24 protein-coding genes and 1 other RNA gene are annotated in these 26,504 nt (G+C 53.0%); 10 read left to right on the forward strand and 15 right to left on the reverse strand.

Annotation, left to right across the window (positions count from 1 at the left end; genetic code table 11):
* Positions 1–4: 4 nt before the first annotated feature.
* From ubiH to ACXIZX_RS15130, 3 genes are read right to left on the reverse strand one after another with little or no spacing between them, the layout of a single operon-like run.
* Positions 5–1,183 (reverse strand): 2-octaprenyl-6-methoxyphenyl hydroxylase, encoded by a 1,179-nt coding sequence (gene ubiH / locus ACXIZX_RS15120; RefSeq protein ID WP_479404460.1) that lies wholly within the window; start codon positions 1,181–1,183, stop codon positions 5–7.
* Positions 1,180–2,502: a Xaa-Pro aminopeptidase gene (gene pepP, locus ACXIZX_RS15125; protein ID WP_277967203.1), complete on the reverse strand. Its 1,323-nt coding sequence runs from the start codon at positions 2,500–2,502 to the stop codon at positions 1,180–1,182. Before pepP ends, ubiH begins: the two co-directional genes overlap by 4 nt.
* Before the next feature lie 50 nt (positions 2,503–2,552).
* Positions 2,553–3,134, reverse strand: coding sequence for a YecA/YgfB family protein (locus ACXIZX_RS15130; protein ID WP_061719857.1), 582 nt, complete (start codon positions 3,132–3,134; stop codon positions 2,553–2,555).
* A 170-nt stretch (positions 3,135–3,304) separates the two neighbouring features.
* On the opposite strand from ACXIZX_RS15130, the gene zapA reads away from it, so the two are divergent.
* From zapA to ACXIZX_RS15145, 3 genes are all read left to right on the forward strand, one after another.
* Positions 3,305–3,634, forward strand: a complete 330-nt coding sequence (zapA, locus tag ACXIZX_RS15135; RefSeq protein ID WP_007890288.1) for a cell division protein ZapA — start codon at positions 3,305–3,307, stop codon at positions 3,632–3,634.
* Between the two features lie 39 nt (positions 3,635–3,673).
* Positions 3,674–3,857: non-coding RNA, 6S RNA (gene ssrS / locus ACXIZX_RS15140), on the forward strand.
* Between the two features lie 73 nt (positions 3,858–3,930).
* Entirely contained in the window at positions 3,931–4,527 is a 597-nt protein-coding gene (locus ACXIZX_RS15145; protein WP_277967204.1) for a 5-formyltetrahydrofolate cyclo-ligase, read from the forward strand.
* 38 nt (positions 4,528–4,565) lie between these two features.
* Here ACXIZX_RS15145 and serA read toward each other — a convergent pair whose 3' ends face one another.
* Together serA and rpiA are read right to left on the reverse strand one after the other, a co-directional pair.
* Positions 4,566–5,804, reverse strand: coding sequence for a phosphoglycerate dehydrogenase (gene serA / locus ACXIZX_RS15150; protein ID WP_008108257.1), 1,239 nt, complete (start codon positions 5,802–5,804; stop codon positions 4,566–4,568).
* Between the two features lie 279 nt (positions 5,805–6,083).
* Entirely contained in the window at positions 6,084–6,743 is a 660-nt protein-coding gene (gene rpiA / locus ACXIZX_RS15155) for a ribose-5-phosphate isomerase RpiA (protein WP_479404461.1), read from the reverse strand.
* Positions 6,744–6,924: 181 nt separating this feature from the next.
* On the opposite strand from rpiA, the gene ACXIZX_RS15160 reads away from it, so the two are divergent.
* Positions 6,925–7,830: a LysR family transcriptional regulator ArgP gene (locus tag ACXIZX_RS15160; RefSeq protein WP_007890292.1), complete on the forward strand. Its 906-nt coding sequence runs from the start codon at positions 6,925–6,927 to the stop codon at positions 7,828–7,830.
* Positions 7,831–7,932: 102 nt separating this feature from the next.
* On the opposite strand, the gene ACXIZX_RS15165 is transcribed toward ACXIZX_RS15160, so the two are convergent.
* On the reverse strand, positions 7,933–8,661 hold the full coding sequence (locus ACXIZX_RS15165) for an oxidative stress defense protein (RefSeq protein WP_008108260.1): 729 nt from the start codon (positions 8,659–8,661) through the stop codon (positions 7,933–7,935).
* Positions 8,662–8,879: 218 nt separating this feature from the next.
* Here ACXIZX_RS15165 and ACXIZX_RS15170 point away from each other — a divergent pair, with 218 nt between their 5' ends.
* The gene (locus ACXIZX_RS15170; protein ID WP_479404462.1) at positions 8,880–10,187 is read left to right on the forward strand and encodes an MFS transporter; all 1,308 of its coding nucleotides are present in this window, start codon (positions 8,880–8,882) and stop codon (positions 10,185–10,187) included.
* Here the strand turns inward: ACXIZX_RS15170 and ACXIZX_RS15175 are convergent.
* Positions 10,174–10,872 (reverse strand): IclR family transcriptional regulator, encoded by a 699-nt coding sequence (locus ACXIZX_RS15175; protein WP_479404463.1) that lies wholly within the window; start codon positions 10,870–10,872, stop codon positions 10,174–10,176. The genes ACXIZX_RS15170 and ACXIZX_RS15175 overlap by 14 nt on opposite strands.
* A gap of 57 nt (positions 10,873–10,929) precedes the next feature.
* Between ACXIZX_RS15175 and ACXIZX_RS15180 the strand changes: the two genes are divergently transcribed.
* Positions 10,930–13,188: an FAD-dependent oxidoreductase gene (locus tag ACXIZX_RS15180; RefSeq protein WP_479404882.1), complete on the forward strand. Its 2,259-nt coding sequence runs from the start codon at positions 10,930–10,932 to the stop codon at positions 13,186–13,188.
* Here ACXIZX_RS15180 and argO read toward each other — a convergent pair.
* From argO to tkt, 6 genes are all read right to left on the reverse strand, one after another.
* Positions 13,185–13,808, reverse strand: a complete 624-nt coding sequence (gene argO / locus ACXIZX_RS15185) for an arginine exporter ArgO (protein WP_061719851.1) — start codon at positions 13,806–13,808, stop codon at positions 13,185–13,187. The two genes, ACXIZX_RS15180 and argO, sit on opposite strands and share 4 nt — an antisense overlap.
* Positions 13,809–13,936: 128 nt before the next feature.
* Positions 13,937–14,812 (reverse strand): small-conductance mechanosensitive channel MscS, encoded by an 876-nt coding sequence (mscS, locus tag ACXIZX_RS15190; protein WP_008108267.1) that lies wholly within the window; start codon positions 14,810–14,812, stop codon positions 13,937–13,939.
* A 188-nt stretch (positions 14,813–15,000) separates the two neighbouring features.
* Positions 15,001–16,080 carry a class II fructose-bisphosphate aldolase gene (gene fbaA / locus ACXIZX_RS15195; RefSeq protein WP_008108269.1) on the reverse strand — a complete coding sequence of 360 codons (1,080 nt, stop codon included), beginning with the start codon at positions 16,078–16,080 and terminating at the stop codon, positions 15,001–15,003.
* A gap of 104 nt (positions 16,081–16,184) precedes the next feature.
* Complete coding sequence (pgk, locus tag ACXIZX_RS15200) at positions 16,185–17,348, reverse strand: phosphoglycerate kinase (RefSeq protein WP_179452209.1); 1,164 nt, start codon at positions 17,346–17,348, stop codon at positions 16,185–16,187.
* A 51-nt stretch (positions 17,349–17,399) separates the two neighbouring features.
* Positions 17,400–18,419, reverse strand: a complete 1,020-nt coding sequence (epd, locus tag ACXIZX_RS15205) for an erythrose-4-phosphate dehydrogenase (RefSeq protein WP_479404464.1) — start codon at positions 18,417–18,419, stop codon at positions 17,400–17,402.
* 340 nt (positions 18,420–18,759) lie between these two features.
* On the reverse strand, positions 18,760–20,751 hold the full coding sequence (gene tkt, locus ACXIZX_RS15210) for a transketolase (RefSeq protein ID WP_179452207.1): 1,992 nt from the start codon (positions 20,749–20,751) through the stop codon (positions 18,760–18,762).
* Between the two features lie 273 nt (positions 20,752–21,024).
* Here tkt and loiP point away from each other — a divergent pair, with 273 nt between their 5' ends.
* Positions 21,025–21,777 (forward strand): metalloprotease LoiP, encoded by a 753-nt coding sequence (loiP, locus tag ACXIZX_RS15215; RefSeq protein ID WP_008107309.1) that lies wholly within the window; start codon positions 21,025–21,027, stop codon positions 21,775–21,777.
* A gap of 77 nt (positions 21,778–21,854) precedes the next feature.
* Here the strand turns inward: loiP and ACXIZX_RS15220 are convergent, their stop codons facing one another.
* Positions 21,855–22,259 carry a YidB family protein gene (locus tag ACXIZX_RS15220; RefSeq protein WP_179452206.1) on the reverse strand — a complete coding sequence of 135 codons (405 nt, stop codon included), beginning with the start codon at positions 22,257–22,259 and terminating at the stop codon, positions 21,855–21,857.
* A 54-nt stretch (positions 22,260–22,313) separates the two neighbouring features.
* On the reverse strand, positions 22,314–23,234 hold the full coding sequence (speB, locus tag ACXIZX_RS15225; protein WP_007890305.1) for an agmatinase: 921 nt from the start codon (positions 23,232–23,234) through the stop codon (positions 22,314–22,316).
* Between the two features lie 637 nt (positions 23,235–23,871).
* Here speB and ACXIZX_RS15230 point away from each other — a divergent pair.
* Genes ACXIZX_RS15230 through ACXIZX_RS15240 form a run of 3 tightly spaced genes read left to right on the forward strand, consistent with a single transcriptional unit; the run spans position 23,872 to position 26,499 of the window.
* A complete protein-coding gene (locus ACXIZX_RS15230) occupies positions 23,872–24,648 on the forward strand; it encodes an ABC transporter permease (RefSeq protein ID WP_179452205.1) in 777 nt (258 codons plus the stop codon).
* Positions 24,645–25,313, forward strand: coding sequence for an ABC transporter ATP-binding protein (locus tag ACXIZX_RS15235; RefSeq protein WP_179452204.1), 669 nt, complete (start codon positions 24,645–24,647; stop codon positions 25,311–25,313). Before ACXIZX_RS15230 ends, ACXIZX_RS15235 begins: the two co-directional genes overlap by 4 nt.
* Positions 25,314–25,335: 22 nt before the next feature.
* Positions 25,336–26,499: a capsule biosynthesis protein CapK gene (locus tag ACXIZX_RS15240; RefSeq protein WP_479404465.1), complete on the forward strand. Its 1,164-nt coding sequence runs from the start codon at positions 25,336–25,338 to the stop codon at positions 26,497–26,499.
* Positions 26,500–26,504 lie beyond the last annotated feature (5 nt).

The following is a 26,504-nucleotide window of genomic DNA, read 5'->3' on the forward strand; positions in this document are numbered from 1 at the left end:
GTGCTTAACGCTTAACCCAGCCGAGCGTGCGTACGGCAAGTGGATTTCGTAGCCAAGGCAGATGGTCCATTGCCACCAGCCCAAGATTTCGTCCTGCTACTAACGGCGCATAGCGGTTAGCAAACAGTCGGACTAAACCGTCAGTGACGCCAATAGTGGCGGCACGATCGGGCTGACGTCGCGCGGCAAAATGCTGCAATACCGCGAAACTGCCGGGATCTTGCTGCTGACGATGTGCGCCCGCCAGCGTTTCCGCTAGCGACATCACATCGCGCAGACCCAGATTGAAGCCTTGTCCGGCAATCGGATGCAGCGTTTGTGCCGCGTTGCCCACCAGCGCCAGACGATGTGTCACCTGACGTTCGGCGGTTTGCAGCGCCAGCGGATAATGCTCGCGTTGACCGGTGTGCGTGAAACGCCCCAACCGCCAGCCAAATGCGCGCTGCAGTTCTTGCAGGAAAGTGGCATCGTCCCACTGCTTAATGGTTGCTTGCGCCTCAAGCGGATGGCACCACACCAGTGACATGCGATTGCCGGACATCGGCAACAACGCCAGCGGGCCGTGCTCGGTAAAACGCTCAAAGGCGCGGCCCTGATGCGGCAATTGCGTCGACACATTGGCAATCACCGCTAGCTGCTGATAATCGTCGCGCTGCCAGGTGATGCCGCAGGAAGCGCCTAAAGGGGAACGCGCACCGTCGGCGGCCACCAGTAATGCGCCTTCCAGTTGTTCGCCGCTGTTCAACATAACCTGCACGTTATCCGCCGTACGCGATACCGAGGTAACGTGATCCGGGCAGCGCAGCGTGACGCCTGGCGCTTTCTGCAGGCGTTGAAACAGTCGCTGGCCGACATCAAACAGTTCGACCACCTGGCCGAGCGCGGGAACCTGATGATCTTGTGCTTTAAGCGAAACAAAGCCGGTATGACCGCGATCGGAAACGTGAATATCGGTAATTGGCGTGGCGCAATCGGCCAGCGAGCGCCACAGATCGATATCCGCTAACTGCTGGCAAGTACCTGCCGCCAGAGCAATCGCGCGTCCGTCGAAGCCGGGATGTGCGCGGCTATCGGGCTGGCTGCGTTCAATCAGCGTAACCGGCAGTTGGCCTTGCGTCAGATGTGAAATCGCCAGCGCAAGGGTCGCACCGGTCATGCCGCCGCCGGCAATCAAAATGCTCATGCGTGACGTGCCGCCGCCATCAAGGCTTCAATCGCGTCGGCGTCTTTCACTACGCTGTCGGTGAGATTTTCGTTGCCGTCAGCGGTGATGACGATGTCATCTTCGATGCGAATGCCAATACCGCGATATTGTGCCGGCACTTTGGCATCTGGCGCGATATACAAGCCTGGCTCAACGGTCAGCACCATGCCCGGCTCAAGTAAGCGGTCGCGGCTTGGCGTGCCGTAATGGCCAACATCATGCACATCCAGCCCCAGCCAGTGGCCCAAACCGTGCATGAAGAACGGACGATGCGCCTGCTCTTCAAACAGCGTATCGATGTTGCCATCCAGAATGCCGAGATCGACCAGCCCGGTGATCATGATGCGCACCACTTCGTCATTGACGTCATGGATGCTAATGCCCGGACGGAACATCGACAGCGCTTTGTAGAGCGAGGCCAGCACGATGTCATAGATAGCCCGCTGCGGCTCGCTGAAGGTGCCGTTGACCGGGAAAGTACGGGTGATATCGCCCGCGTAGCCGTGGAATTCACAGCCAGCGTCGATCAGCACTAAGTCGCCATCGCGCATCTCACATTCGTTTTCGGTGTAGTGCAGAATGCAGCCGTTTTCGCCGGAACCGACAATGGTGTTGTATGAGGGGAAACGCGCGCCGTGGCGATTGAATTCGTGATGAATTTCGCCTTCCAGCTGATATTCAAACATGCCGGGACGACAGGCTTGCATCGCTCGCGTATGCGCCAGCGCGCTGATTTTGCCGGCGCGGCGCAGAATCTCAATCTCTTCCGCACTTTTGAACAGGCGCATTTCATGCACCCACGGACGCCAGTCAGTAACCGTATCCGGCGCACTGAGGTTCTGACGGAAGCCGCGACGCAGTTTTTCCAGCGCGCTGAACACCAGCCGATCGGCTTCTGCGTATTCGCCCTGCGCGTGGTAAACCACATCCAGACCGTTAAGCAGTTGATGCAGCTGCTCGCCAATGTCATCCCACGGCAACGCACGATCTACGCCCAGTTTTGCGGGGGCCGCATCTTGTCCCAGACGACGGCCAAACCAGATTTCAGCGGTGAGATCGCGCACGCGATTGAACAGCACGCTGTGATTGTGCTTATCATCGCTTTTAATCAATACCAGCAGCGCCTGCGGTTCGTTAAAACCGGTGAAATACCAGAAGTCACTGTTTTGCCGAAAGTTGTATTCGGTGTCGTTGCTGCGCGTCACTTCAGGTGCAGCAAAAATCAATGCAGCGCTGCCTGGCGCCATGCGGGCAATCAGCGCCTGACGACGTTGTTGAAACGTATCCAAGGTAATCATGTTTGCACTCCCTGTTGAAGACGGGCCACAACGCGCCCGCATTGACGCGCTTAGTGTAATGTAGGTTTCTGTACTTCTGGTGCGGTTGGCTGATGCTGGCGCGTGAAGGTGTCGTGGCACAGCAGAGCGGCAACCCGCACGTACTCAATCACCTCTTCAAGCGACTGCTCCAGCTCTTCCTGATCTTCATCTTCGTCATAGCCAAGCTGTGCGATAGTGCGCAGATCGTCAATCGCTTCACCGGTTTCACCGGTCACTTTCTCCAGCTTAGGCTGAGTGACGCCCAAACCGAGCAGGAAGTGGTTTACCCAACCGGCCAGTGCATCCGCGCGATCGAATACCGTGATGTCATCATCTTCCGGCAACATCAGCTGGAACATAAAGCCTTCGTCTTCCAGCGTGGTCGCCAGGCTTTCATGCAGCGCTTGCAACGGCTGAGACAGGCTCTGCGAAAACGCCATGCCTTCGTTGGTGAGATCGTGAACCATGGTTTTCCAGCTGGTATCCTGATTGCCGCCGCACAGAATCCCGGAAAGAAGACCATGCATTTCGGCTGGTGTCATGCCCACGCCCTGCTGTGAAAGGGCCGCGGCCAGCGTGTTGTAACTCGGCGTTGCGTTCTGTAAAGACATAAGCTTTGGTCGTCGTTGGCGGAATAAGTTCGTGTTATGCTACCACCAGGTGCCTCTGGGTTTCCAGAAAAGGGGTTGTAACTTATAACTCGGGTATATATAGTTTCGCACCTCCCAACCCATTGACCGGTAAGGGAGATGCGATCGAAGTAATCAGTTAGGATGGTGGCATGTCTGCACAACCAGTAGATATTCAAATTTTTGGTCGTTCGTTAAGAGTGAATTGCCCGCCTGAACAGCAAGATGCGCTGAATCTGGCCGCAGAGGATCTCAATCAACGGTTGCAAGATTTAAAAGTTCGCACTAGAGTCACCAATACAGAGCAACTGGTGTTCATCGCCGCGTTAAACATCTGCCACGAGTTGGCACAAGAGAAAGGTAAGACGCGCGACTATGCAGCAAACATGGAACAACGTATCCGCATGCTGCAGCAGACCATTGAACAAGCGTTAGTAGAGCAAGGTCGCATAACTGACCGCCAGGGCCCTAATTTTGAATAACACTTCATGGTCCTCATGCTAGAGTGACGGTGAAGTAAATTTTCTCTGAGATGTTTGCAAGCGGGCCAGTCCCCTGAGCCGATATTTCATACCAACAGAATGTGACGCTCCACAATTTGTGCGCATGCTCGGTCCGTCCGAGAAGCCTAATAGTTGTGACGGCATGTTCACCTTGAACCAAGGGTTCAAGGGTTACAGCCTGCGGCGGCATCTCGGAGATCTCCATTTAGTTCCAATCTGCATCCCCCGGTTCGCATGATATAGTGCTGGAAACAGCCCAATCTGCCGGGGATATCATGTCAGCGCCCTCACTTCTCGACCGTCAAGAAATCCGTCAGCACGTGCGCCATTTGCGCCGCAATCTCACGTCTGAACAACAGGAACAGGCCGCCGATCAGTTGGCTGAACACGCCATCAACATTGCGCCGATCGCTAATGCCCAACGCATTGCGCTGTTTTTGTCTGTCGATGGAGAGATCAACACCCGCCCGCTGATCGCCAAACTGTGGCAGCAGAAAAAGCAGGTCTATTTACCGGTGCTCCATCCCTTCTCGCCTGGCAATCTGTTGTTTATCCGTTACACGCCAGAAACTTCACTCACGCCAAATAAGCTACGCATTCCGGAACCGCCGTTAGACATCACGCAGTTGGCAACGCTGGATCAACTCGATGTGATGCTGGTGCCGCTGGTGGCGTTTGATCATGCGGGTCAACGTTTGGGAATGGGCGGCGGATTTTACGATCGCACGCTGCAACACTGGCAGCAGCATGGTTTTCTTCCGGTGGGAATCGCACATGATTGCCAGCGCGTAGAAGCGCTGCCGGTCGCCGCATGGGATGTGCCGCTACCCGCGATACTGACGCCATCAAAACTGTGGCAATGGGAAGCGTAAGCAGGAAAAACAAAGGGCGCCAATGGCGCCCTGTTTAATCAGTACAGCAGACGGGCGCGGATGGTGCCCGGAATCGCCTTCATCGCCTGCAGCGCTTTATCCGCTACATCTTTTTCCGCATCGATATCAATAACCACATAACCCATCACCGGCGTAGTTTGCAGATACTGAGCCGCGATGTTGATGCCCTGTTCGGCAAAGATCAGGTTGATGGCCGTCAACACGCCTGGACGGTTTTCGTGGATGTGCAATAAACGGCTCGCGCTCGCCGCATGCATTGGCAGCGAGACTTCCGGGAAGTTAACCGCAGACAGTGTTGAACCGTTGTCCGAATACTTCGCCAGCTTGCCAGCCACTTCAATTCCGATGTTCTCCTGCGCTTCCTGCGTTGAACCGCCAATGTGCGGCGTCAGGATCACGTTATCAAACTCGCACAACGGAGAATTGAACGGATCGCTGTTGGTTGCAGGCTCAACCGGGAACACGTCGATGGCGGCACCGGAGAGATGTTTGTTCGCCAGGGCATCACACAGCGCCGGAATATCAATCACGGTACCACGCGCGGCGTTGATCAACAGCGCGCCAGGCTTCATCAGCGCCAGCTCTTCGGCACCAATCATGTTCTGGGTAGATTGCGTTTCAGGAACGTGCAGGCTCACCACGTCGCTCATGTTGAGCAAATCGGAGAGATGACGCACCTGCGTCGCGTTACCCAGCGGCAGCTTGCTTTCGATATCGTAGAAGAACACGTGCATACCGAGGCTTTCTGCCAGCACACCCAGCTGCATGCCGATGTGACCATAACCGATGATGCCCAGTTTTTTGCCGCGTGCTTCGAACGAACCGTTGGCGACTTTATTCCAGATGCCACGGTGCGCTTTGGCGTTGGCTTCAGGAATGCCACGCAGCATCAGCAGCATTTCGCCAATCACCAGCTCAGCCACTGAACGGGTGTTGGAGAACGGTGCGTTGAATACCGGCACGCCGCGTTTTGCCGCAGCACCGAGATCAACCTGGTTAGTACCGATACAGAAGCAGCCGACTGCCACCAGCTTTTCTGCAGCAGCAAAAATCTCTTCGGTCAGTTGGGTACGGGAACGGATACCAATGAAGTGCGCATCGCGGATGGAGGATTTCAGCGACTCCGCATCCAGCGCCCCTTTGTGAAACTCGATGTTGGTGTAGCCTGCTGCACGCAGGTTTTCCAGCGCACTCTGGTGAACGCCTTCCACCAGCAGGAACTTAATCTTGTCTTTTTCCAGTGATACCTTTGCCATTTCCCGACCCTATTCAGAATTCAATGAGGACTACCATAAGGTAGCCTTCTGTCAAAATATCAAAAATTTCGTGCGCAGCAATACAAACGATTGCCTGGGAGCCAGCACGCGCCCACGCGGAGACAGCACAATGCCGTACAAAATCGTGACATCCTGAGTGGACGAAGTACGAACTCACTGCTGATGAATCTTTTGTGACATAAGTCACCAAATTTCAGCCTGGCGAGAAAAGATGTTTTGCGGATGGAAATAACCGGCGCATTACGCGCGCCGGACAGATCATTTTACGATGGATTTCACGCCGTCAGGGGTGCCAATCAGCGCGACATCGGCGCCACGTCCCGCAAACAAGCCAACGGTCACCACGCCAGGCAGCGCGTTGATGGTTTTTTCCAGCTCGATGGGATCGAGAATACGCAGATTATGCACGTCGAGAATAATGTTGCCGTTGTCGGTAATGACGTTCTGACGATACTCCGGCAAGCCGCCGAGTTTAACCAGCTCACGCGCCACATAGGAACGCGCCATCGGAATCACTTCAACCGGCAGCGGGAAGTTGCCCAGCACATCGACTTCTTTCGATGCATCGGCAATGCAGATGAATTTCTTCGCCACCGCCGCAACGATTTTCTCACGCGTCAGCGCTGCGCCACCGCCTTTGATCATCTGCATCTGCGGATTGATTTCATCGGCGCCATCAACGTAAACCGACAGCTCATCAATTTCGTTGAGATCAAACACGTGAATGCCTAACGCTTTCAGTTTCTCCGTCGAGGCTTCCGAGCTGGAAACTGCGCCTTCAATCTGATTCTTCATGGTGCCGAGTGCATCAATGAAATGCGCTGCCGTTGATCCGGTCCCAACGCCGACAATGGTGCCGGGCTCTACGTACTGCAGCGCTGCCCAACCTACCGCTTTTTTCAGTTCATCCTGGGTCATGGTATGTTTAAAACCTGTGCGACATCGAAGTGCGCGTAGTATAAAACAAGGCGCTGTAAAAAAGCGCGACTGTTAGACAGCCGATTTAACGCTTTGGAAGCCAGCCCGCAAAAATGCGCCGCAGCACAATTTGACAGTTTTATGGCATAGTAACGTCCACCCTGAACGAGAGAGAACAACAATGAAACGCCCGGATTATCGAACGCTTCAGGCGCTGGATGCTGTGATTCGCGAGCGCGGCTTTGAGCGTGCGGCACAAAAACTCTGCATTACCCAATCTGCGGTTTCACAGCGAATTAAACAGCTGGAAAATTTATTTGGTCAGCCGCTGCTGGTGCGCACCGTGCCGCCGCGTCCGACCGAGCAGGGTCAAAAGTTACTGGCGTTGTTGCATCAGGTTGAGCTGCTGGAAGAGGAGTGGCTGGGTGATGATAACGGTGGAACCACGCCGCTGCTGCTGTCGCTGGCGGTCAACGCCGACAGTCTGGCAACCTGGCTGCTGCCCGCGCTGAAAGATGTGCTGGCCGATTCGCCGGTGCGCCTGAATTTGCAGGTAGAAGATGAAACCCGCACGCAGGAACGTCTGCGTCGTGGTGAGGTGGTCGGCGCGGTGAGTATTCAGCCGCAGCCGCTGCCAAGCTGCTTAGTGGATCAATTGGGCGCGCTCGATTATCTGTTCTGCGCCTCACCTGATTTTGCTGCACGTTACTTCCCAAATGGCGTGACGCGCTCTGCACTGCTGAAAGCGCCGGCGGTGGCGTTTGATCATCTGGATGACATGCATCAGGCGTTTTTACAGCAGAACTTTGACCTGTCGCCGGGCAGCGTGCCTTGCCACATCGTTAACTCGTCAGAAGCCTTTGTGCAGCTGGCGCGTCAGGGTTCGGTGTGCTGTATGATTCCGCATCTGCAAATTGAGCGCGAGTTAGCGCAAGGTGAGCTGGTGGATTTGACGCCAGGCCTGTATCAGCGTCGTATGCTGTATTGGCACCGGTTTGCGCCGGAAAGTCGTTTGATGCGCAGCGTGACCGATGCGCTGATTGCGCACGGACATCGCGTGCTGCGTCAGGATGTGTTGCCCGCTTAAGTATGCTTTACACAGGTATGCAGGTGCGCATAAATGCGCATCCTGCGAAAATCCTATCAAATAAGCGTAGGGTCGCCATTCATGGCGACCTGGTATACAGATTTACGGCGTATTAGGTTTGATTTCGAATACCACATCCACCTGATCGTCAAAGTGAATGCTCTGCTGCTCGTAAGTTTGCTGCGCGGTGGTATCAGCAGGTGCAGCGGCGGCTTTATACATGCGCGCCATCGGCATCGGTTGATAGTTCGCAACATGGTAGCGAATGCTGTAAACCGAACCTAACTTAGCGTTAAACCCTTCTGCCAGCGCATTGGCCTGCTGCGTAGCATTGGCGATCGCCACTTTACGCGCCTTCTCTTTATAGCTGTCCGGATTTGCGACACCCAGTTCAACCGAACGAATTTCATTAAGGCCAGATTTTAACGCGCCATCCAGCAGCTCGTTCAGCTTGTCCAGCTGACGCAACGTTACCTGTACCTGACGCTCGGCACGATAGCCTTTCAGTACCGACTTACCTTCTTTGGTGTAATCGTACTCTGGCTGCGTGCTGAGGTTTGCCGCATCAATATCTTTTTTCTCAATACCGTTCTTTTGCAGGAAATCGAAATATTGCGCCACGCGGTCATCAGCTTGCTTTTTCGCTTCCGCCGCGTCTTTCGACGAAACACTCACCACAATAGCGAGCCTGGCGATATCAGGCGTGGCATCAACGCTTGCCTGTCCAGACGTCACCACATGCGGTCCATTCGGCAATTCGCCTGCCTGAACTAAACCGGACAGTGCGCCGGTGCTCATTACGGCGGCCAGCGCCAGTGCTTTCAGTTTCACGAAAGTCCTCCTTGAGGGATTCAATTTGCAGGTCGCCACTATGGCTAAACCCAAAACACATTACCATGCGTGATGCTCTGAGTTTTGATTCAGCAAAAAGTTCGGGCAATCTGCTGTTTTAACCTCGCCGCGATCGCAAATTTAACGGTACAGATTCGCCAAAAAAACACTTAAACGTTTCTATTAAAGAAACACCTCTGGGTTCGGGAGAGTTGCCAATGACAGAACAGCCGCTTAGCCAAACTGCCGTCAGCGTTCGCGCTGGACGCACGCGCTTTCTGATGCTCGGTCTGGTGTTTATTAACATCATTATCAATTACATGGATCGTACTAACCTGTCGGTTGCCGCTACGGCAATGGCGGGCGAACTACGCTTCACGCCGATTGAGATGGGATTGATCTTCTCTGCTTTCGGCTGGATCTACGCCGCGCTGCAGATTCCCGGCGGCTTCCTCATTGATCGCCTTGGCGCACGCGTGGTCTATGGCGTCGGTTTATTTGCCTGGTCGCTGATCACCGCGCTGCATGCGCTTGCCAACAGCTTCGGCGCGCTGTTTGGTCTGCGGCTTGGCGTGGGCGCGTTTGAAGCGCCGGTGATGCCCTCCAACAATCGGGTAATTTCCAGCTGGTTCCCGGAGCAAGAGCGAGCCAGCGCAATCGGCATTTACTCTTCAGCGCAGTTTGTTGGTCTCGCCTGCATGACGCCGCTACTGTTTCATCTGCAGGATGCGTTTGGCTGGCGCGGGCTGTTTTTGATTACCGGAGTCGCGGGGATGATTTGGGCGCTGGTGTGGTATTGGCTCTACCGCGAGCCGAATCAGCATCAAGGCGTGTCGGAAGCGGAGCTCAACTATCTGCGCGACAACGGTGCGCTGCTGGAAAGTAGGCAGAATACGCAGCAGTCAAAAGCGCGCTGGGGCGATTTGGCGCAGATGTTCCGCAGTCGCAAGTTGGTCGGCATCTATATTGGCCAGTTCACCATTTCTGCCACTTTCTGGTTCTTCCTCACCTGGTTCCCGACTTATCTGGTGGAGTACCGCCATATGGGCTTCATCAAAAGCGGTTATGTGGCTTCGGTGCCTTACTTCGCCGCCTTCTGCGGCGTGCTGCTGGCCGGATTTGCCTCGGACCGCATGATACGTCGCGGCATTTCTGCCAGCGTGGCGCGCAAGCTGCCGGTGATCCTCGGTCTGTTCCTGACGCTGTTTATCCTTGGCGCCAACTACACCGATGATTCCACGCTGATCATCCTGTTTATGTCGCTGGCGTTCTTTGGCAACGGCCTGGCGACCATTACGTGGGTGTTTGTCACGGCGCTGGCACCGCGCCATTTGATTGGTCTGGCAGGCGGCGTATTTAACTTTACCGGCGCGCTCTCCTCCATCGTGGTGCCGATTGCTATTGGTGCGTTAATCGATGGCGATAACTTCGCGCCAGCACTGGCATTTATCGCCGTGCTGGCCGCGATTGGCATCTGCAGTTATCTGTTTATTGTCGGGAAAATCGATCATGTTAGCGCGGGGTGATGACGGTTTGCGCCAGCGATTGCAGCTGTTGCAGCCGCTGCGCGAGATGTGCCTCATCGTCCTGCCAAATTTTGGCGAACGCCAGCGACGCACGGTTGTTATCAATCGGCTGCGCCATGCTGATTTCACCGTCATCGCGATGCCAGATCAGATAACCATCAGCACGCTTACGCGCCAGCAGCGGCGCGATTTGCAGCCACTGTTCGTCGCTAAAACGCGGGCGCAGCGCCTCATCGCTTTCCGCCGCCAGCAACGACACGCCAATCACCGATTGCCATGCGGGCAGCATGCGGAAACCGGCCAGCGCCTGGCTGGCGTTGATGCGTTCACCGGGTTCCGAGTGCCAGATATAGATCACCTGATCCTCCCACAGCACGCCCAGCGCCACCACGATATCGCGCGGCGCATGCAGTTCCAGCTGCGGCAACGCCTGCGCAAACAGCGAAGATCCGCGAATCGCCTGTGCCGCCAGCGCGTGAATGCCGGGGCCGGGCAAATAGCGTCGATGCTCATCCTGCGTGGTCAGTCCAATCGATGCCATGGTCATCAGCAGTCGATTCACACGCGTGCTGTTCATCCCCATCTGGCGCGCCAGTTCACGGCAACCCACGGCTTTATCACTGGAAACCAGATATTGCAGGCAGCGAATACCGTCAATCAGGCTTTGGTTGGGTTGAGAAGACATAGATCACCTGCGGCGGGCAAAATCCAATCTTAGCCTTAGAGTCAGAGGAATGAAATGATGCAGACTTTCTCTACGCAAAATGTGCGCGACTTTCCGCAACAACGGCTACAAGCGGAGTTAGTTATCGTCGGCGGTGGACTGGCAGGCGTGTGTGCCGCGCTCGCCGCCGCACGCGATGGCCTTGATGTAGTGCTGATTCAGGATCGTCCGGTACTGGGCGGCAACGCTTCCAGCGAAGTGCGCTTGTGGGCCAACGGCGCTACCTCGCACATGGGCAATAATAATCGCTGGGCGCGCGAAGGCGGCATCATGGGCGAAATCATGGAGGAGAACCTGTGGCGCAACAAAGAGGGCAATCCGGTGCTGTTCGATATGGTGCTGCTGGACATGGTGCAGGCGCAGCCCGGCCTGACTTTGCTGCTTAATACGGTTGTTACCGATATCGAAAAATCTGGCCGCCGCTTGCAGTCAGTGCAGGCATTCAATGCCATCAATCAAACGCGTTATCAGGTTTCGGCGTCACAATTTATTGATGCTAGCGGCGATGGCGTGTTGGGCTATCTGGCCGGTGCGGCACATCGCGTGGGCGCGGAATCCGTAGAGGAGTTCGGCGAGAAGATGGCGCCGGGCGAGAATTTTGGCCACAAACTCGGGCATTCCATTTACTTCTACACCAAGCGCGCAGCGCAACCGGTACGCTTCGTTGCGCCCTCTTTCGCACTGAAAGAGATCACCGCCATTCCGCGCTATAAACGCCTGAGCTCAGAACTGAACGGCTGCGATTTATGGTGGCTGGAATGGGGTGGACGGCTCGATACCGTGCACGAGAGCGAAACCATCAAGTGGGAGCTGTGGAAAATTGTCTGGGGCGTGTGGGATTACATCAAAAACTCCGGCGAATTCCCCGATGCCGATAACCTTACCATCGAATGGGTTGGCCTGATTCCCGGCAAACGCGAGAGTCGGCGTTTTCTCGGCGACACCCTGCTTTGCCAGCAGGACATCATCGAACAGCGCGATCACTACGATGCGGTGGCGTATGGCGGCTGGTCGATTGATCTGCATCCGGCCGACGGCGTTTACAGCGAACACGATGGCTGTCGCCAGTTCCACAGCAAAGGCACTTACACCATTCCCTTCCGCGCGCTCTACAGCCAGTCGCTGGACAACCTGTTGTTAACCGGCCGACTGATCTCCGCTACGCACGTCGCCTTTGGCAGCGCCCGTGTCATGTGCACATGCGGCGTGCTGGGCGAAGTTGTGGGTCGCGCGGCGTCGCTGTGTCAGCAGCAGCAGATCACGCCCGCCGAGCTGGCGCAGCCGGACCGCGTGGGCCAGCTACAGCAGCATCTGCTGCGTCAGGGTGCGTTTATTCCACGACATCCGTTGGCGAACCCCGCGCGTGATGCGCATGTCACGGTGAGCAGCACCTTACAACTGCGCGCCCTGCCCGCCGATGGAGGTTGGCAACCGCTGAAATCCCGCTGTGCGTTGCTACTGCCGCTCAAAGCGGGCGAACGTTTGCCAGCGATCAACGTGCAGTTACGCGCTGAAAAAACGCAGAAACTGCAGGTGTCGCTGCTCACCAGCGATAATCCGGCGAATACCTGCGGCGATTGCCATCTGGCTACGCAGAGCGTCACGGTGAATCAACAAGGCACGTATCGACTGAGCTTTGATTATCGTGCCGATTGCGATCGCTATGTGTTTATCGCCTTTGAGGAGAACGCCGCGATTGAGGTTGCGCTGACCAGCCAGCGTTTGCCGGGCGTGATGATGGTCTTTAACAGTCTGAATCCGCGCGTGGCGAAACGCACACGTCAGATTAATGATGGCGATTACGGCGTTGATGAGTTTGATTTCTGGCTGCCGCGCCGTGCTCCGCAGCAAATCCTGCTGGCCTTTGCGCTGGAAACACCGCTGCAACTGTGGCACCGCGACTATCTGCTTAACGGCAAGTTACGCCCGGAACAGCACACCAATTGTTGGGTGCCCGCGCAGGATGATGCGCATCCCAACGCGTGCTGGCACTGGAACGAACCGCAGCGGGCAAAACAGATTACATTGCTATTTGATAACGACTTCGATCATGCAATGGAAACGGTGCAAATGGGGCACGCACAGACGGTGACGCCGCACTGCATCACGCATTACCGTGTATGGCTGGATGAAATGCTATTGGCTGAGGTGACGGAAAATCATCACTCGCTGTGTCATCACACGGTGCCAGAAGGCGTGAGTTTTAACCAGATTCGGCTGGAGTTGCTCGCCAGTGCGGGCGCGCTGCCCGCATTATACGGATTACATCTGCATTAGAGAGCAGCAATGCCCTGACGCGCCAGCTGAATGGCGATAAACCACATCACGCCGCCGACCAGCAGATTGATAATGCGCTGCGCCCGCACGGTGCGCAGCCGTGGCGACAGCCACGCCGCCAGCAACGCCAGGCCGAAGAACCAGATGATTGATGCACTCACGGTGCCAAATGCAAACCAGCGACGCGCATCTTCAGAGGGAAGCTGGCTACCGAGGCTGCCGAGCACCACAAAGGTGTCGAGATAGACATGCGGATTGAGCCAGGTGACCGCCAGGATGGTGGCGATAATGCGCCAGCGCCCTTGTTTCAGCTCTGCGTCAGATGCCAGTGAAACATCACCCTTCCACGCACTGCGCAGCGCGCCCCAGCCGTACCACAGCAGAAACGCCACGCCCGCCCAGGTGATCAGCATTAACAAAATAGGCGATTGATTCAACAACGCGCTGCCGCCAAAAATCCCACCGCAGATCAGCGCAATGTCGCTGATGGTGCACAGCGATGCGGTCATCAAATGGTAGTGGCGTTTGATGCCCTGATTCATCACGAAAGCATTTTGCGGGCCAAGTGGCAGAATCAGCGCAGCACCAAGAGCAAGCCCTTGTAAATAAACAGATAACACGGAAATAGTCCTAAAGAATGGGGAGATGTGATGCAGTATAGTGACGCGAGGATATTAGAGGAAATTGAAATATTTAATCGGTCATTAGAATAAGTAATCAAAAAGGCACCCGCAGGTGCCTTTCTATGTTATTCGCTGCGTGCGGGTTGTTGCTGCTCGCTCTTCACCTGATGCAGATGCACATCCATCTGCGGATAAGGAATACCGATGCCGTTCGCGTCCAGCGTACGTTTGAAGTTCTTCATCAGATCCCAATAGACGTTTTGCAGGTCGCTGCTTTTGCTCCAGCAACGCACCACAAAGTTGAGCGATGACGCGGCCAGTTCATTCAGACCAATCTGGATACCCAAATCTTTCAGCACACGCTCATCCGCTTCAACCACTTCACGGAAAAGTGCAATCACCTGATCAACATCCGCATCGTAAGCGACGCCAATAATGAATTCGTTGCGACGGATCGGTTCACGCGAATAGTTAATGATATTGCCGGCAATGATTTTACCGTTAGGCACAACGACAATTTTTCCATCGGCCGTTTTCAAAGTGGTGGAGAAGATCTGCACGTTTTGTACCGTACCCATCACGCCACCGAGATCAACAAATTCACCGGTTTTGAACGGACGGAAGGTCACCAGCAATACGCCGGCAGCCAGGTTGGACAGGGAACCTTGCAGCGCCAAACCCACAGCCAAACCAGCAGCACCCAGCACGGCGATGACTGAGGCGGTTTGCACCCCAACGCGTCCCAGTGCAGCAATGATGGTGAAAGCGATAATACCGTAGCGCACCATTGCAGATAGGAAATCTGCCACTGTCGCATCAATGTGACGCGCCAGCAGAACGCGGTTAATCGCATTGGAGATGATGCGGGCGATGAACATACCAATGATGATGGTAACAATCGCCGCCACAATATTTACCGCATAGCTCAGGATCAGTTCCTGATTACGTACCAGCCATCCGCCAGCATTGTTAATGCCATCAACGACATTTAAGTCTTCCATTTGTTAGCCCTGTTGTTGAGTTTCCCGCAGGAAATTGCCAAAAACTGCCAGATTGACTCCGACACTCCGCATACAAGGGTAAACAAAAATAGGGCGAAGCGCCAAAAATGGCCTTAAATTACGGGACTTTCCAGACCAGGCGCATAAAAAAAGGCCCTTACGGGCCTTTTTTGTACTGTAAGGAAAAATTACAGTACGTCGACGGCGTTAAGCTCTTTGAAAGCCTGCTCCAGGCGAACAACCATTGAAGCCTGAGCAGAACGCAGCCACACGCGTGGATCGTAGTATTTTTTGTTCGGGCTATCTACGCCAGTCGGGTTACCCAACTGAGCTTGCAGATAGTCTTCGTTCTTTTTGTAGTACTGCAGAATACCGTCCCACGTTGCCCATTGGGTGTCGGTATCGATGTTCATCTTGATCACGCCGTAACCGATAGACTCTTCGATTTCTGCAGCAGAAGAACCTGAACCACCGTGGAACACGAAGTCCAGCGCGTTGTGCGCCAGGTTGTGTTTCTTGGTCACGTATTCCTGAGAATCACGCAGAATGGTTGGAGTCAGTTTCACGTTGCCCGGCTTGTACACGCCGTGCACGTTGCCGAATGAAGCAGCGATGGTGAAACGTGGGCTGATTTTGCTCAGCTCGGTGTAAGCGTAATCAACGTCTTCTGGCTGAGTGTACAGAGCAGAAGCGTCCATGTGGCTGTTGTCCACGCCGTCTTCTTCGCCACCGGTACAACCCAGTTCGATTTCCAGCGTCATATCCAGCTTGGCCATGCGCGCCAGATACTTAGCAGAGATCTCGATGTTCTCTTCCAGTGACTCTTCAGACAGGTCGATCATGTGAGAAGAGAACAGCGGCTTACCGGTTTTCTTGAAGTGCTCTTCGCCTGCGTCCAGCAGACCGTCGATCCACGGCAGCAGTTTCTTGGCGCAGTGGTCAGTGTGCAGGATAACTGGCACGCCGTACTGTTCAGCCATCAGATGCACATGGTATGCACCCGCGATAGCACCGAAGATAGCCGCGCCCTGAGGCTTGTCGGTTTTGAAACCTTTACCGGCGATGAAGGCAGCACCACCATTGGAGAACTGAACGATGACCGGCGCTTTCACTTTGGCCGCAGCTTCCAATACCGCGTTGATAGAGTCCGTGCCGACGCAGTTAACTGCTGGCAGAGCGAATTTGTTCTCTTTCGCTACCTGGAAAATTTTCTGAACGTCGTCACCAGTGACAACGCCGGGTTTTACGAAATCAAAAATTTTAGACATGTTTGTGTCCCGTTTCGTTACCGTTCATCCCCGAAGGGATTGCGATTTGATTGCCCCATAAAGGGCTAGCCTTCAGGCGACGCGAAAGCGCCGCCCCCAAAGAGTTACTGCTTGGCGCGCTCTTCCAGCATAGCAACTGCTGGCAGTTTTTTGCCTTCCACGAACTCGAGGAATGCGCCGCCGCCGGTAGAGATATAAGAGATCTTATCTTCGATACCGAACAGGTCGATTGCAGCCAGCGTATCGCCGCCACCTGCCACTGAGAACGCATCGCTATCGGCGATAGCATTCGCCACGATTTCGGTGCCTTTACGGAAGTTCGGGAACTCGAACACGCCAACCGGGCCGTTCCACAGAATGGTTTTCGCGCCTTTCAGAATCGCGGCCATTGCCTGTGCAGTTTCGTCGCCGAAGTCCATAATCTCTTCGTTATCCGCTACTTCGGAAACCTTTTTAACGGTTGCCGGTGCAGTTTCAGAGAATTCCGTGCCTACGCGAGAATCGGTAGGAACCGGGATGCCATGCTCGTCACGCAGCTTTTTCGCTGCTTCAACGAAGTCTGGCTCGTACAGTGATTTACCGACGTTGTTGTCGATAGCCACGAAGGTATTCGCGATACCGCCGCCCACAATCACGGTGTCAGCAATTTTCACCAACGACTGCAGCACATCAAATTTGGTCGACACTTTAGAACCGCCAACCACAGCAACCAGTGGACGCTCTGGGTTGCTCATCACTTTGCCCAGCGCTTCCAGCTCAGCTGACAGCAGCGGACCGGCACAGGCGATTGGTGCAAACTTGCCCACGCCGTGGGTAGAAGCCTGCGCGCGGTGCGCGGTACCGAATGCATCCATCACGAATACGTCACACAGTGCGGCATAATCCTTTGCCAAACCTTCTTCGTCTTTTTTCTCGCCTTTATTAAAGCGCACGTTTTCCAGCACAACCAGTTCACCCGCGTTGACTTCAACACCTTTGAGGTAATCTTTTGCCAGGGTAACGTTGGTGCCGTTCAGTTTATCTTTCAGGTAGTTAACAACCGGCAGCAGGGAGAACTCTTCGTTGTATTCACCTTCGGTCGGACGACCCAGGTGAGAGGTAACCATCACTTTCGCGCCCTGTTTCAACGCCGCTTCGATGGTAGGCAGAGAAGCACGAATACGTGCATCTGACGTCACTTTCCCTTCTTTCACTGGCACGTTGAGATCGGCACGGATCAGAACGCGTTTACCAGCAAGATCCAGATCGGTCATCTTAATTACAGACATGGTGAACCCTCTCGTTGATTCTCATAAGTTTTGCCAGACGCAGTCCGCGTCTTACCTGAAACCGCTTGCGGCCATTGCTAACGTGGTGTCGATCATGCGGTTAGCAAAGCCCCATTCGTTGTCACACCAAACCAGCGTTTTGATAAGGTGATGACCACTGACCCGCGTTTGCGTACCATCGACTATGGCACTGTGCGGATCATGGTTAAAATCTACTGAGACTAACGGTAATTCCGTATAGTCAACTATACCACGAAACGCCCCTTCTGACGCGTTTTGCAGCAACGCGTTGACCTCACACGCCTTCACCGCTTCGCGCACCGACACGCTCAAATCAATGGCTGTCACGTTGATGGTGGGCACGCGCACCGCAATTGCCTCAAAGCGATCGTTAAATTTCGGAAAAATACGGGTAATGCCAGCAGCAAGACGCGTATCGACCGGAATGATCGATTGGCTGGCGGCGCGGGTACGACGCAGATCGCTGTGATAGGCGTCGATCACCTGCTGATCGTGCATCGCCGAGTGAATGGTGGTCACGGTGCCCGACTCAATGCCAAAGGCGTCATCCAGCAACTTGATCACCGGAATAATGCAGTTGGTGGTGCAGGATGCGTTGGAGACAATGCGGTCAGTTTGTTTAAGAGCTTGTTCGTTAACACCAAATACGACTGTGGCATCGAGATCGTTACCGCCCGGATGCGAGAACAACACTTTCTTCGCACCTGCTGCCAGATGGGCTTCGCCATCAGCGCGGCTGCCGTACACGCCGGTGCAATCCAGCACGATATCCACATTCAGTTCGCGCCACGGCAACACATCAATTTCCGCCTGATGCAGGATACGGATGGTGTCATCGCCAACAAACAGCTGATCGCGCTCCTGGCGCACATCAAAGGCAAAACGGCCGTGGCTGGTGTCGTACTTCAGCAGATGCGCCATCCCGGCGGCGTCGGCCAGCTCGTTAATGGCGACCACGGTGATCTCAGCCCGGCGACCGGTTTCATACAGGGCACGCAATACGTTACGCCCGATACGACCAAAACCATTTATTGCTACGCGAATGGTCATTTCTACCTTCAACAACACCCGAAAAAACGTGCCGATTAGCCTGAGCGTTTCACACCGTTTTGTACAGGGAATTATTGCTTGCCCGCACCGGCAAGATGCACGTTCTCGCTCGCAACTGAAACGGTTCAGCTAGAGTAATGCAAGAGAGGAATAACGGGAATGATTGCGATCAAGTGAGTGGCGGAATATTGGATCTACGTCACAAATTTTGCACTGCGGGATTATTACTGCAGGAATAATTGAACCGTTTCAGGTTGGAGGTGGTGAAACAATAAGGGCGCCCCGGTTGGGACGCCCTTTATACCCGCTGTGTAGGGTCGCCATTTATGGCGACCTCAAATCACAGAATCGATTTCGCCGTTTTAACCACATTTTCAACGGTGAAACCAAACTCTTTGAACAGCTGATCCGCAGGCGCTGACTCACCGAAAGTGGTCATACCGACGATCGCGCCGTTCAGGCCGGTGTATTTGAACCAGTAATCGGCGATACCCGCTTCAATCGCCACGCGAGCGGCAACCGCTTTCGGTAGCACGGATTCACGATATGCCGCGTCCTGCTTGTCGAAGGCGTCGGTGGATGGCATAGACACCACGCGCACCTTGCGGCCTTCCGCCGTCAGCTGCTCATAAGCGCTTACCGCCAGCTCCACTTCTGAACCGGTAGCGATCAGGATCAGCTCTGGCGTACCTTCGCTGTCCTTCAGCACGTAACCACCGCGCGCCACGTTAGCCAGCTGCTCAGCGCTACGATCCTGCTGCGCCAGGTTCTGACGCGAGAAGATCAGCGCCGACGGGCCATCAACACGTTCGATAGCGTACTTCCACGCCACCGCAGACTCAACCTGGTCGCACGGGCGCCACAGGCTCATGTTTGGCGTCACGCGCAGGCTGGCCATCTGCTCAACCGGCTGATGCGTCGGGCCATCTTCGCCCAGACCAATCGAGTCGTGGGTGTAGACCATGATCTGACGGATTTTCATCAGCGCGGCCATACGTGCGGCGTTGCGCGCGTACTCGACGAACATCAGGAAGGTGGCGGTGTACGGCAGGAAGCCGCCGTGCAGCGCGAGGCCGTTGGCGATGGCGGTCATACCGAACTCGCGCACGCCGTAATGGATGTAGTTGCCCGCCGCGTCTTCATTGATCGGTTTAGAACCGGACCACATGGTGAGGTTGCTTGGCGCCAGGTCAGCAGAGCCGCCCAGATATTCCGGCAGGATTTTACCGAAGGCTTCGATGGCGTTCTGCGAGGCTTTACGGCTGGCGATTTTCGCCGGATTGGCCTGCAGCTGCTCAATAAACTTCTGCGATTCGGTTGCCCAGTTAGCCGGCAGCTGGTTGTTGACGCGACGTTTGAACTCCGCAGCCAGTTCCGGATGTGCAGCGGCGTAGGCAGCAAACTTCTGGTCCCACGCAGACTCTTTCGCCTGGCCGGCTTCTTTGGCATCCCACTGCGCGTAGATATCTGAAGGGATTTCAAACGGACCGTGATTCCAGCCCAGCTGCTTACGGGTCAGCGCGATTTCATCGGCACCCAGCGGCGCGCCGTGCGAATCGTGCGTACCGGCTTTGTTCGGCGAACCGAAGCCAATCACGGTTTTGCACATCAGCAGCGAAGGCTTGTCGGAAACCGCTTTGGCTTCTTCAACCGCTTTCTTAATTGCGTCTGCGTCGTGACCGTCCACGCCGCGCACCACGTGCCAGCCGTAGGCTTCAAAGCGTTTAGCGGTGTCGTCGGTGAACCAGCCGTCAACGTGACCGTCGATGGAGATGCCGTTGTCATCGTAGAAGGCAACCAGTTTGCCCAGCTTCAGGGTACCGGCGATGGAGCAGACTTCGTGTGAGATGCCTTCCATCATGCAGCCGTCGCCCATAAACACGTAGGTGTTATGGTCTACGATGTCATGACCCGGGCGGTTGAACTGCGCCGCCAGCGTGCGCTCAGCAATGGCAAAACCGACTGCGTTCGCAATGCCCTGACCCAGCGGGCCAGTGGTGGTTTCAACGCCTGCGGTATAACCGTATTCCGGGTGGCCTGGAGTTTTAGAGTGCAGCTGACGGAAGTTCTGCAGCTCGCTCATTGGCAGGTTGTAGCCAGTGAGGTGCAGCAGGCTGTAAATCAGCATTGAGCCATGACCGTTCGATAAAACGAAGCGGTCGCGATCTGCCCACAGCGGGTTAGTAGGGTTATGGTTCAGGAAGTCACGCCACAGCACTTCGGCGATGTCCGCCATGCCCATTGGGGCACCCGGATGTCCCGAATTGGCTTTCTGTACTGCATCCATACTTAACGCGCGAATGGCGTTGGCAAGCTCTTTACGAGAGGGCATCTTCTACTCCAGGTCGGATTAATGCTCCGCCACGCTTAACTTATTGTAATTAATCAGTTATAAGGCGAAGCGAGAAAAAAGTCGCACATCAATGTACATGAAAATCAGGACAAAAGTACATGCATCTGGGTGCTAAATCACGGGTAACCGTTTGCATTTCCGGCCTTGTCTGCTAGCCATTGCACAACATGCGAGCTATAACCAAATCGTTTAAACACCTGTGACGGTTTCAGGTGTTTGTTTTCTTTACCTTGTTACCCAAAGGATGCCGATATGAAAATGAGAGCTACCATTGTTGCTCTGGGAATGGCTTCGCTGCTGAGCGGCTGCGAAGGATTTGATAACAACGCGCTGCTGCAATCTGGTGCGCAGGCTTATCAGGCCTACGCGCTGAACGATGCACAGGTGAAAGAGTTGAGCGATCAATCCTGTGCTCAGATGGATAAAGACAATCAGGTTGCACCCGCCAACAGTGAATATCAGCAGCGCCTGAACAAAATCGCGGCGGCGCTTGGCGATAACATCAACGGCGTGCCTGCCAACTACAAGGTTTATCAGACTAAAGACGTCAACGCCTGGGCGATGGCCAACGGTTGTATCCGCGTCTACAGCGGCTTGATGGACATGATGACCGACAACGAAGTCGAAGGTGTGCTTGGCCATGAGATGGGCCACGTCGCACTGGGCCATACGCGTAAAGCGATGCAGGTAGCGCTTACTACCACCGCAACGCGCACCGCTGCGGCTTCCGTCGGCGGCGTGATCGGTTCGCTATCACAATCGCAATTGGGTGAAATGGGCGAAAAACTGGTGAATGCACAGTTCTCACAAACCCAGGAAACACAAGCCGATGATTACTCGTTTGACCTAATGAAAAAGCGCGGTATTGATCCGATGGGATTAGCGACCAGTTTTGAGAAACTGGCGAAACTGGAACAGGGACGCCAGAGTTCGATGTTTGATTCGCACCCGGATTCTGAAGCGCGCGCCCAGCATATTCGTGAGCGCATTGCGGCTGGGAAGTAATATCACACGCAGCAAAAAGGAGCGCATTAATGCGCTCCTTACACGTAGGGTCGGCATTCATGCCGACCAGTCAAAACTTAACGCTTAAACAGCCCATCAACCATCGCACCCAAATCCTGGGTATTCGACGTATCGATGTGGCCCTGCGGCGACAGCTTATCAATCACCTGCGGCAACAAAGCAGCCAGCGTACCGGACGCACCATTGACATCGGTGCCAAGCTTATCCGCCAGCGACTGCAGCTGATCCTGACCCAGCGCATTTTGAATCTCGCCGCCATCAACCGAATGGTTACTGCCGCTGCCAATCCAGCTATTTAGCACCTGCCCAAGTCCGCCCTGCTGAAATTTCTGCAGCAGCACTTCGACGCCGCCCTGCTCCTGTACCCAGTTCCAGATAGCCATCAGCTGTTGCATCTGATTGCCCTGCCCGCTTCCGTTGCTGTTTCCCAGCGATCCAACTAAATCGTCCAGTAAACCCATAGTCGCCTCCGCAGATTAATTAACCGCCAATAAGTGTAGCCGCAAGCAAAAGGATTAACCTTTATTAGCCGCCTGCACGTGCAGCATGTCCAGCGCCAGCGTGGCGGCTGCCAGCGAGGTCAAATCGGCGTGATCATAGCCCGGCGCCACTTCAACCAGATCCATGCCAACGATGTTCATGCCCTGTAAACCGCGAATCAGCTTAGTGGCTTTATCGCTGCTCAGACCGCCAATCACTGGCGTACCGGTGCCCGGTGCATGAGCGGGATCGAGGCAGTCGATATCGAAGGTCAGATAGACCGGCAGATCGCCAACGGTACGCTTCACTTCCGCCAGAATGTCATCCACGCTGCGATCGTTGACCTGCGCGGCATCCAGCACGTTGAAACCGAGGCTCTTATCGAACTCGGTACGAATGCCGATCTGCACGGAATGTTGCGGATCGATCAAACCCTCTTTCGGCGCGGTGAAGAACATAGTGCCGTGATCGAACGTCGGGCCGTTGGAATAGGTATCGGTGTGCGCATCGAAATGCACCAGCGCCATTTTACCGAAGTGCTTAGCGTGCGCGCGCAGCAGCGGCAACGTAACGTAGTGGTCACCGCCAAAAGTCAGCATACGTTTACCGTTCGCCAGCAGTTTCTCGGCGTGCGCCTGCAGTTTGTCAGAGAGATCCTGTGAATCGCCGAAGGCATAAACCAAATCGCCGCAGTCCACCACGTTCAGACGCTGACGCAGATCGAAGTCCCACGGCCAGCGGCAGCCTTCCCACGCCAGGTTGGTTGAGATCTGACGAATCGCGCCCGGCCCTAAACGGCTGCCCGGACGGCCTGAGGTTGCGGCATCGAACGGAACACCGGTGATGACCCACTCAGCGTCACTGTCGTATGGCTGGAAGTTCAGCGGGAAGCGCATGAAACCGAAGGCGTTAGAAACCAGGGAGTTATCATACTGATTGCCCAGGGTGTTATACATAATTCGTCCTCATTAAGGCGGTAATCGTTTCACCAGTTTAGGATATAAATAAAAAATCCCCTCCGCGTCGTTGAACCCGACGAGGAAGGGATTGATTGGCGCGATTATCGCGGAGATTGTGGCTTACTGCAATCAGCGCGTTTATGGAGTTTATTAAATCAACTAACACGATCTCTTCATACAATATAAAGAAGTCGGCCAGAAAAAAACAAAGAATTATTCGTATATAAATTAAGCCATTTCTTAACGATATAAAACTTTAATTTACCAAGCCACAAAAATCTATTAATAGCAATTAAATTAATAGTCAAAAACGTCTAGAACCAATTCACTTCGCTCTGATAATTTATTCTACAGAAATAAGAAAGGAATCGATAGACGCTCAGGGAATTCAGTATGGAGATATAAGCTTTTTCTTATAAAACAAGCTCCTCACTGATCAGATAAAATGAATCACCATTATGCCGCGAGTAAGTTAAGCACTCATGCAAACGCATAATATGTTCTTCCATGTAAGCCTCCCAGCTATCTTTTTACTCTCATTTCATTTTATCTATCGTCATGTAAGCCATGTAAAAACATTGGATCATGCCTGGCGAAAGTGACCTCGTTCATTAACTGTTAAATGAGTTTTTAAATGGCAAGAAGTGGAATAGAAGTACAAAAATCTACTATTAAGGCACTGTTTTTCCGTGAATTGCGCACGCGCTTCGGTAAATTCCGCTTGGGATACCTGTGGGCTATCATCGAACCTGCCGCTCATTTATTAGTATTATTAAGTATCTTCAGTTTCATTATGCACCGCACAATGCGGGATATTTCATTTCCTGTTTTTTTACTCAATGGGATTATTCTCTATTTGATATTTAGCAGTATCGTTAATCGCTCCATTGGTGCGATTGACGCCAACAAAGGTCTCTTTAATTACCGACCAGTAAAACCAATAGATACGGTTTTATCACGTGCTTTTCTCGAGTCAGTGATATATCTCACCGTTTACATCTTGCTTATGGGATGCATTTGGGCGGCTGGCGAACATTTTGTGTTGCTCGATTTGCTACAACTCGCGCTGAGTTGGGGTTTAATGATTTTATTCTCCAGCAGCATTGGCATCATAGTGATGACAATTGGGAGCGTTTTTACTGAAACACATAAGATTTTACCTATTCTGCTCAAACCACTTTATTTTATTTCAGGCGTGATGTTTCCGCTGCAATCCATTCCAGAAAAATACTGGCCGTTCTTGTTATGGAATCCCATCCTGCATGCAGTTGAATTGAGTCGCGAGGCAATCATCCCTGGTTACGTCAGCGTAGGCGTGAGTATAGATTATTTAGCAATCGCAACACTGTGCACGATCTTTATCGGGCTTGCGATATATAGAACACGTGAAGAGGCGATGCTGACATCATGATTAAAATTGAAAACCTCACAAAATCCTATCGTACACCAACGGGTCGGCACTATGTATTTAAAGGGATGAGTGTCGAATTGCCAACAGGCATAAGTGTCGCGCTTGTAGGCCGCAATGGTGCGGGAAAATCAACCCTACTTCGCATGATCGGCGGGATTGACAGACCAGACTCAGGCACGATCACTACCACTAAAACTATATCCTGGCCTTTAGGATTGAGTGGTGGCTTTCAGGGAAGTTTGACTGGTAGAGAAAACGTAAAGTTTGTTTCCCGCCTCTATGCGAAGAAAGAGCAATTAAGAGAGAAGATTGCATTCGTCGAAGATTTTTCTGAACTGGGAAAATACTTCGATATGCCGATAAAAACCTATTCGTCAGGAATGAAATCACGTCTGGGTTTTGGTTTAAGTATGGCATTTGATTTTGACTACTACATCGTTGATGAAATCACTGCAGTTGGTGATAGTCGATTTAAATTAAAATGCGCCAATATATTTAAAGAAAAAAGTGAAAAATCAAACATTTTGATGGTTTCACATAGTTTCAAATCATTAAAAGACCATTGCGATTCAGCTTTATTCATCAGACGAAGTGGGGAAATAAGCTACTACGATAATATTGATGATGCTATTGCAGAGTATAAATCAGAGGAAAATTTAGAGTGATTAGTAAGAAGGAAGCATCATCATGAATAAGATTAAGAAGTTGATATTTAAACCAGGCGTATTTTTCCGTGATGCTTTTATAAAGCGCTATCCTATTACCGTTTCTGACGGAAATGGGAGCGTGATTTTAAATAGCAAAAATGATAAATCGCAAAATAAAAAGTCTGCCGATGATCAAAGGATTATTGATTTTGGAAATCTTCCGGTGACATTCCCTATAGACTTTGTCTTTACATGGGTAGACTCTGACGATCCTGATTTTATTGAGGTATTCAATCAGCACGCTCCTGTCGATTCTCAAAAATCAGTGCTATCGGATGCTGCACGCTTTAAATCACTGGATGAACTGCGTTATGCACTTCGCTCAGTTTTTGACTATGCGCCATGGGTGAATAAAGTTTACATTGTGACTAATGGACAGTACCCAGAATGGATGAATATTGACCATCCTAAAGTCCGCATAGTGAGTCACAGCGAGATATTAGAGGAAAAATATCTTCCTACGTTTAACTCGCATGTTATCGAAAGTGCCATCCATAAGATTGAAGATCTTTCGGAACACTATGTGTATTTCAATGATGACATGATGCTGTTAAGGCCTGTTAAACCGGAGTATTTTTTCACCGGTTCAGGTTTGGCATTTATGTTGACGTCGAAAATAAAGCTACCAGCTTCACCGGTTAATCCCGTTTATGACTCCGCTACAGAATGGGGCGCAAAAAACGCCCGTAGATTAATTTTTTCAGAATATGGCGTTTATACAGACCAAATGTTTTCACATACTTTCTATCCACAATTAAAATCTGTGGCTCAATTGTGTGAAGCAACCTGGCCTGAAGCATTTGATGGATGTAGAAAAAACAAGTTCAGAGCGATGAATGATCTGCTCTGTACCGGTTTTCTTATTCCTCACGTTGCACAAATCACTGGAAAGTCTATTTTCACAAAAACACGCGTGTTCTACTTTAATATTCGTAAGAAAGTGGCATTAGATTATTACCGTATGTTAAAGGATAAAAAAGGTAAGGATACTATTCCCTTTTCAATGTGCCCTAACGATAGGTCTTCCTATGATAGTTTAGACTTTGAAGACTACGCAGAACATTTAACCGAAGCACTAAATTCTTTTTATAACATTCCATCTCCGTTAGAGCTGGCACCTAAAGAAATTAATAATCAGGAATAAATACA

The organism is Candidatus Pantoea symbiotica, assembly GCF_056491525.1.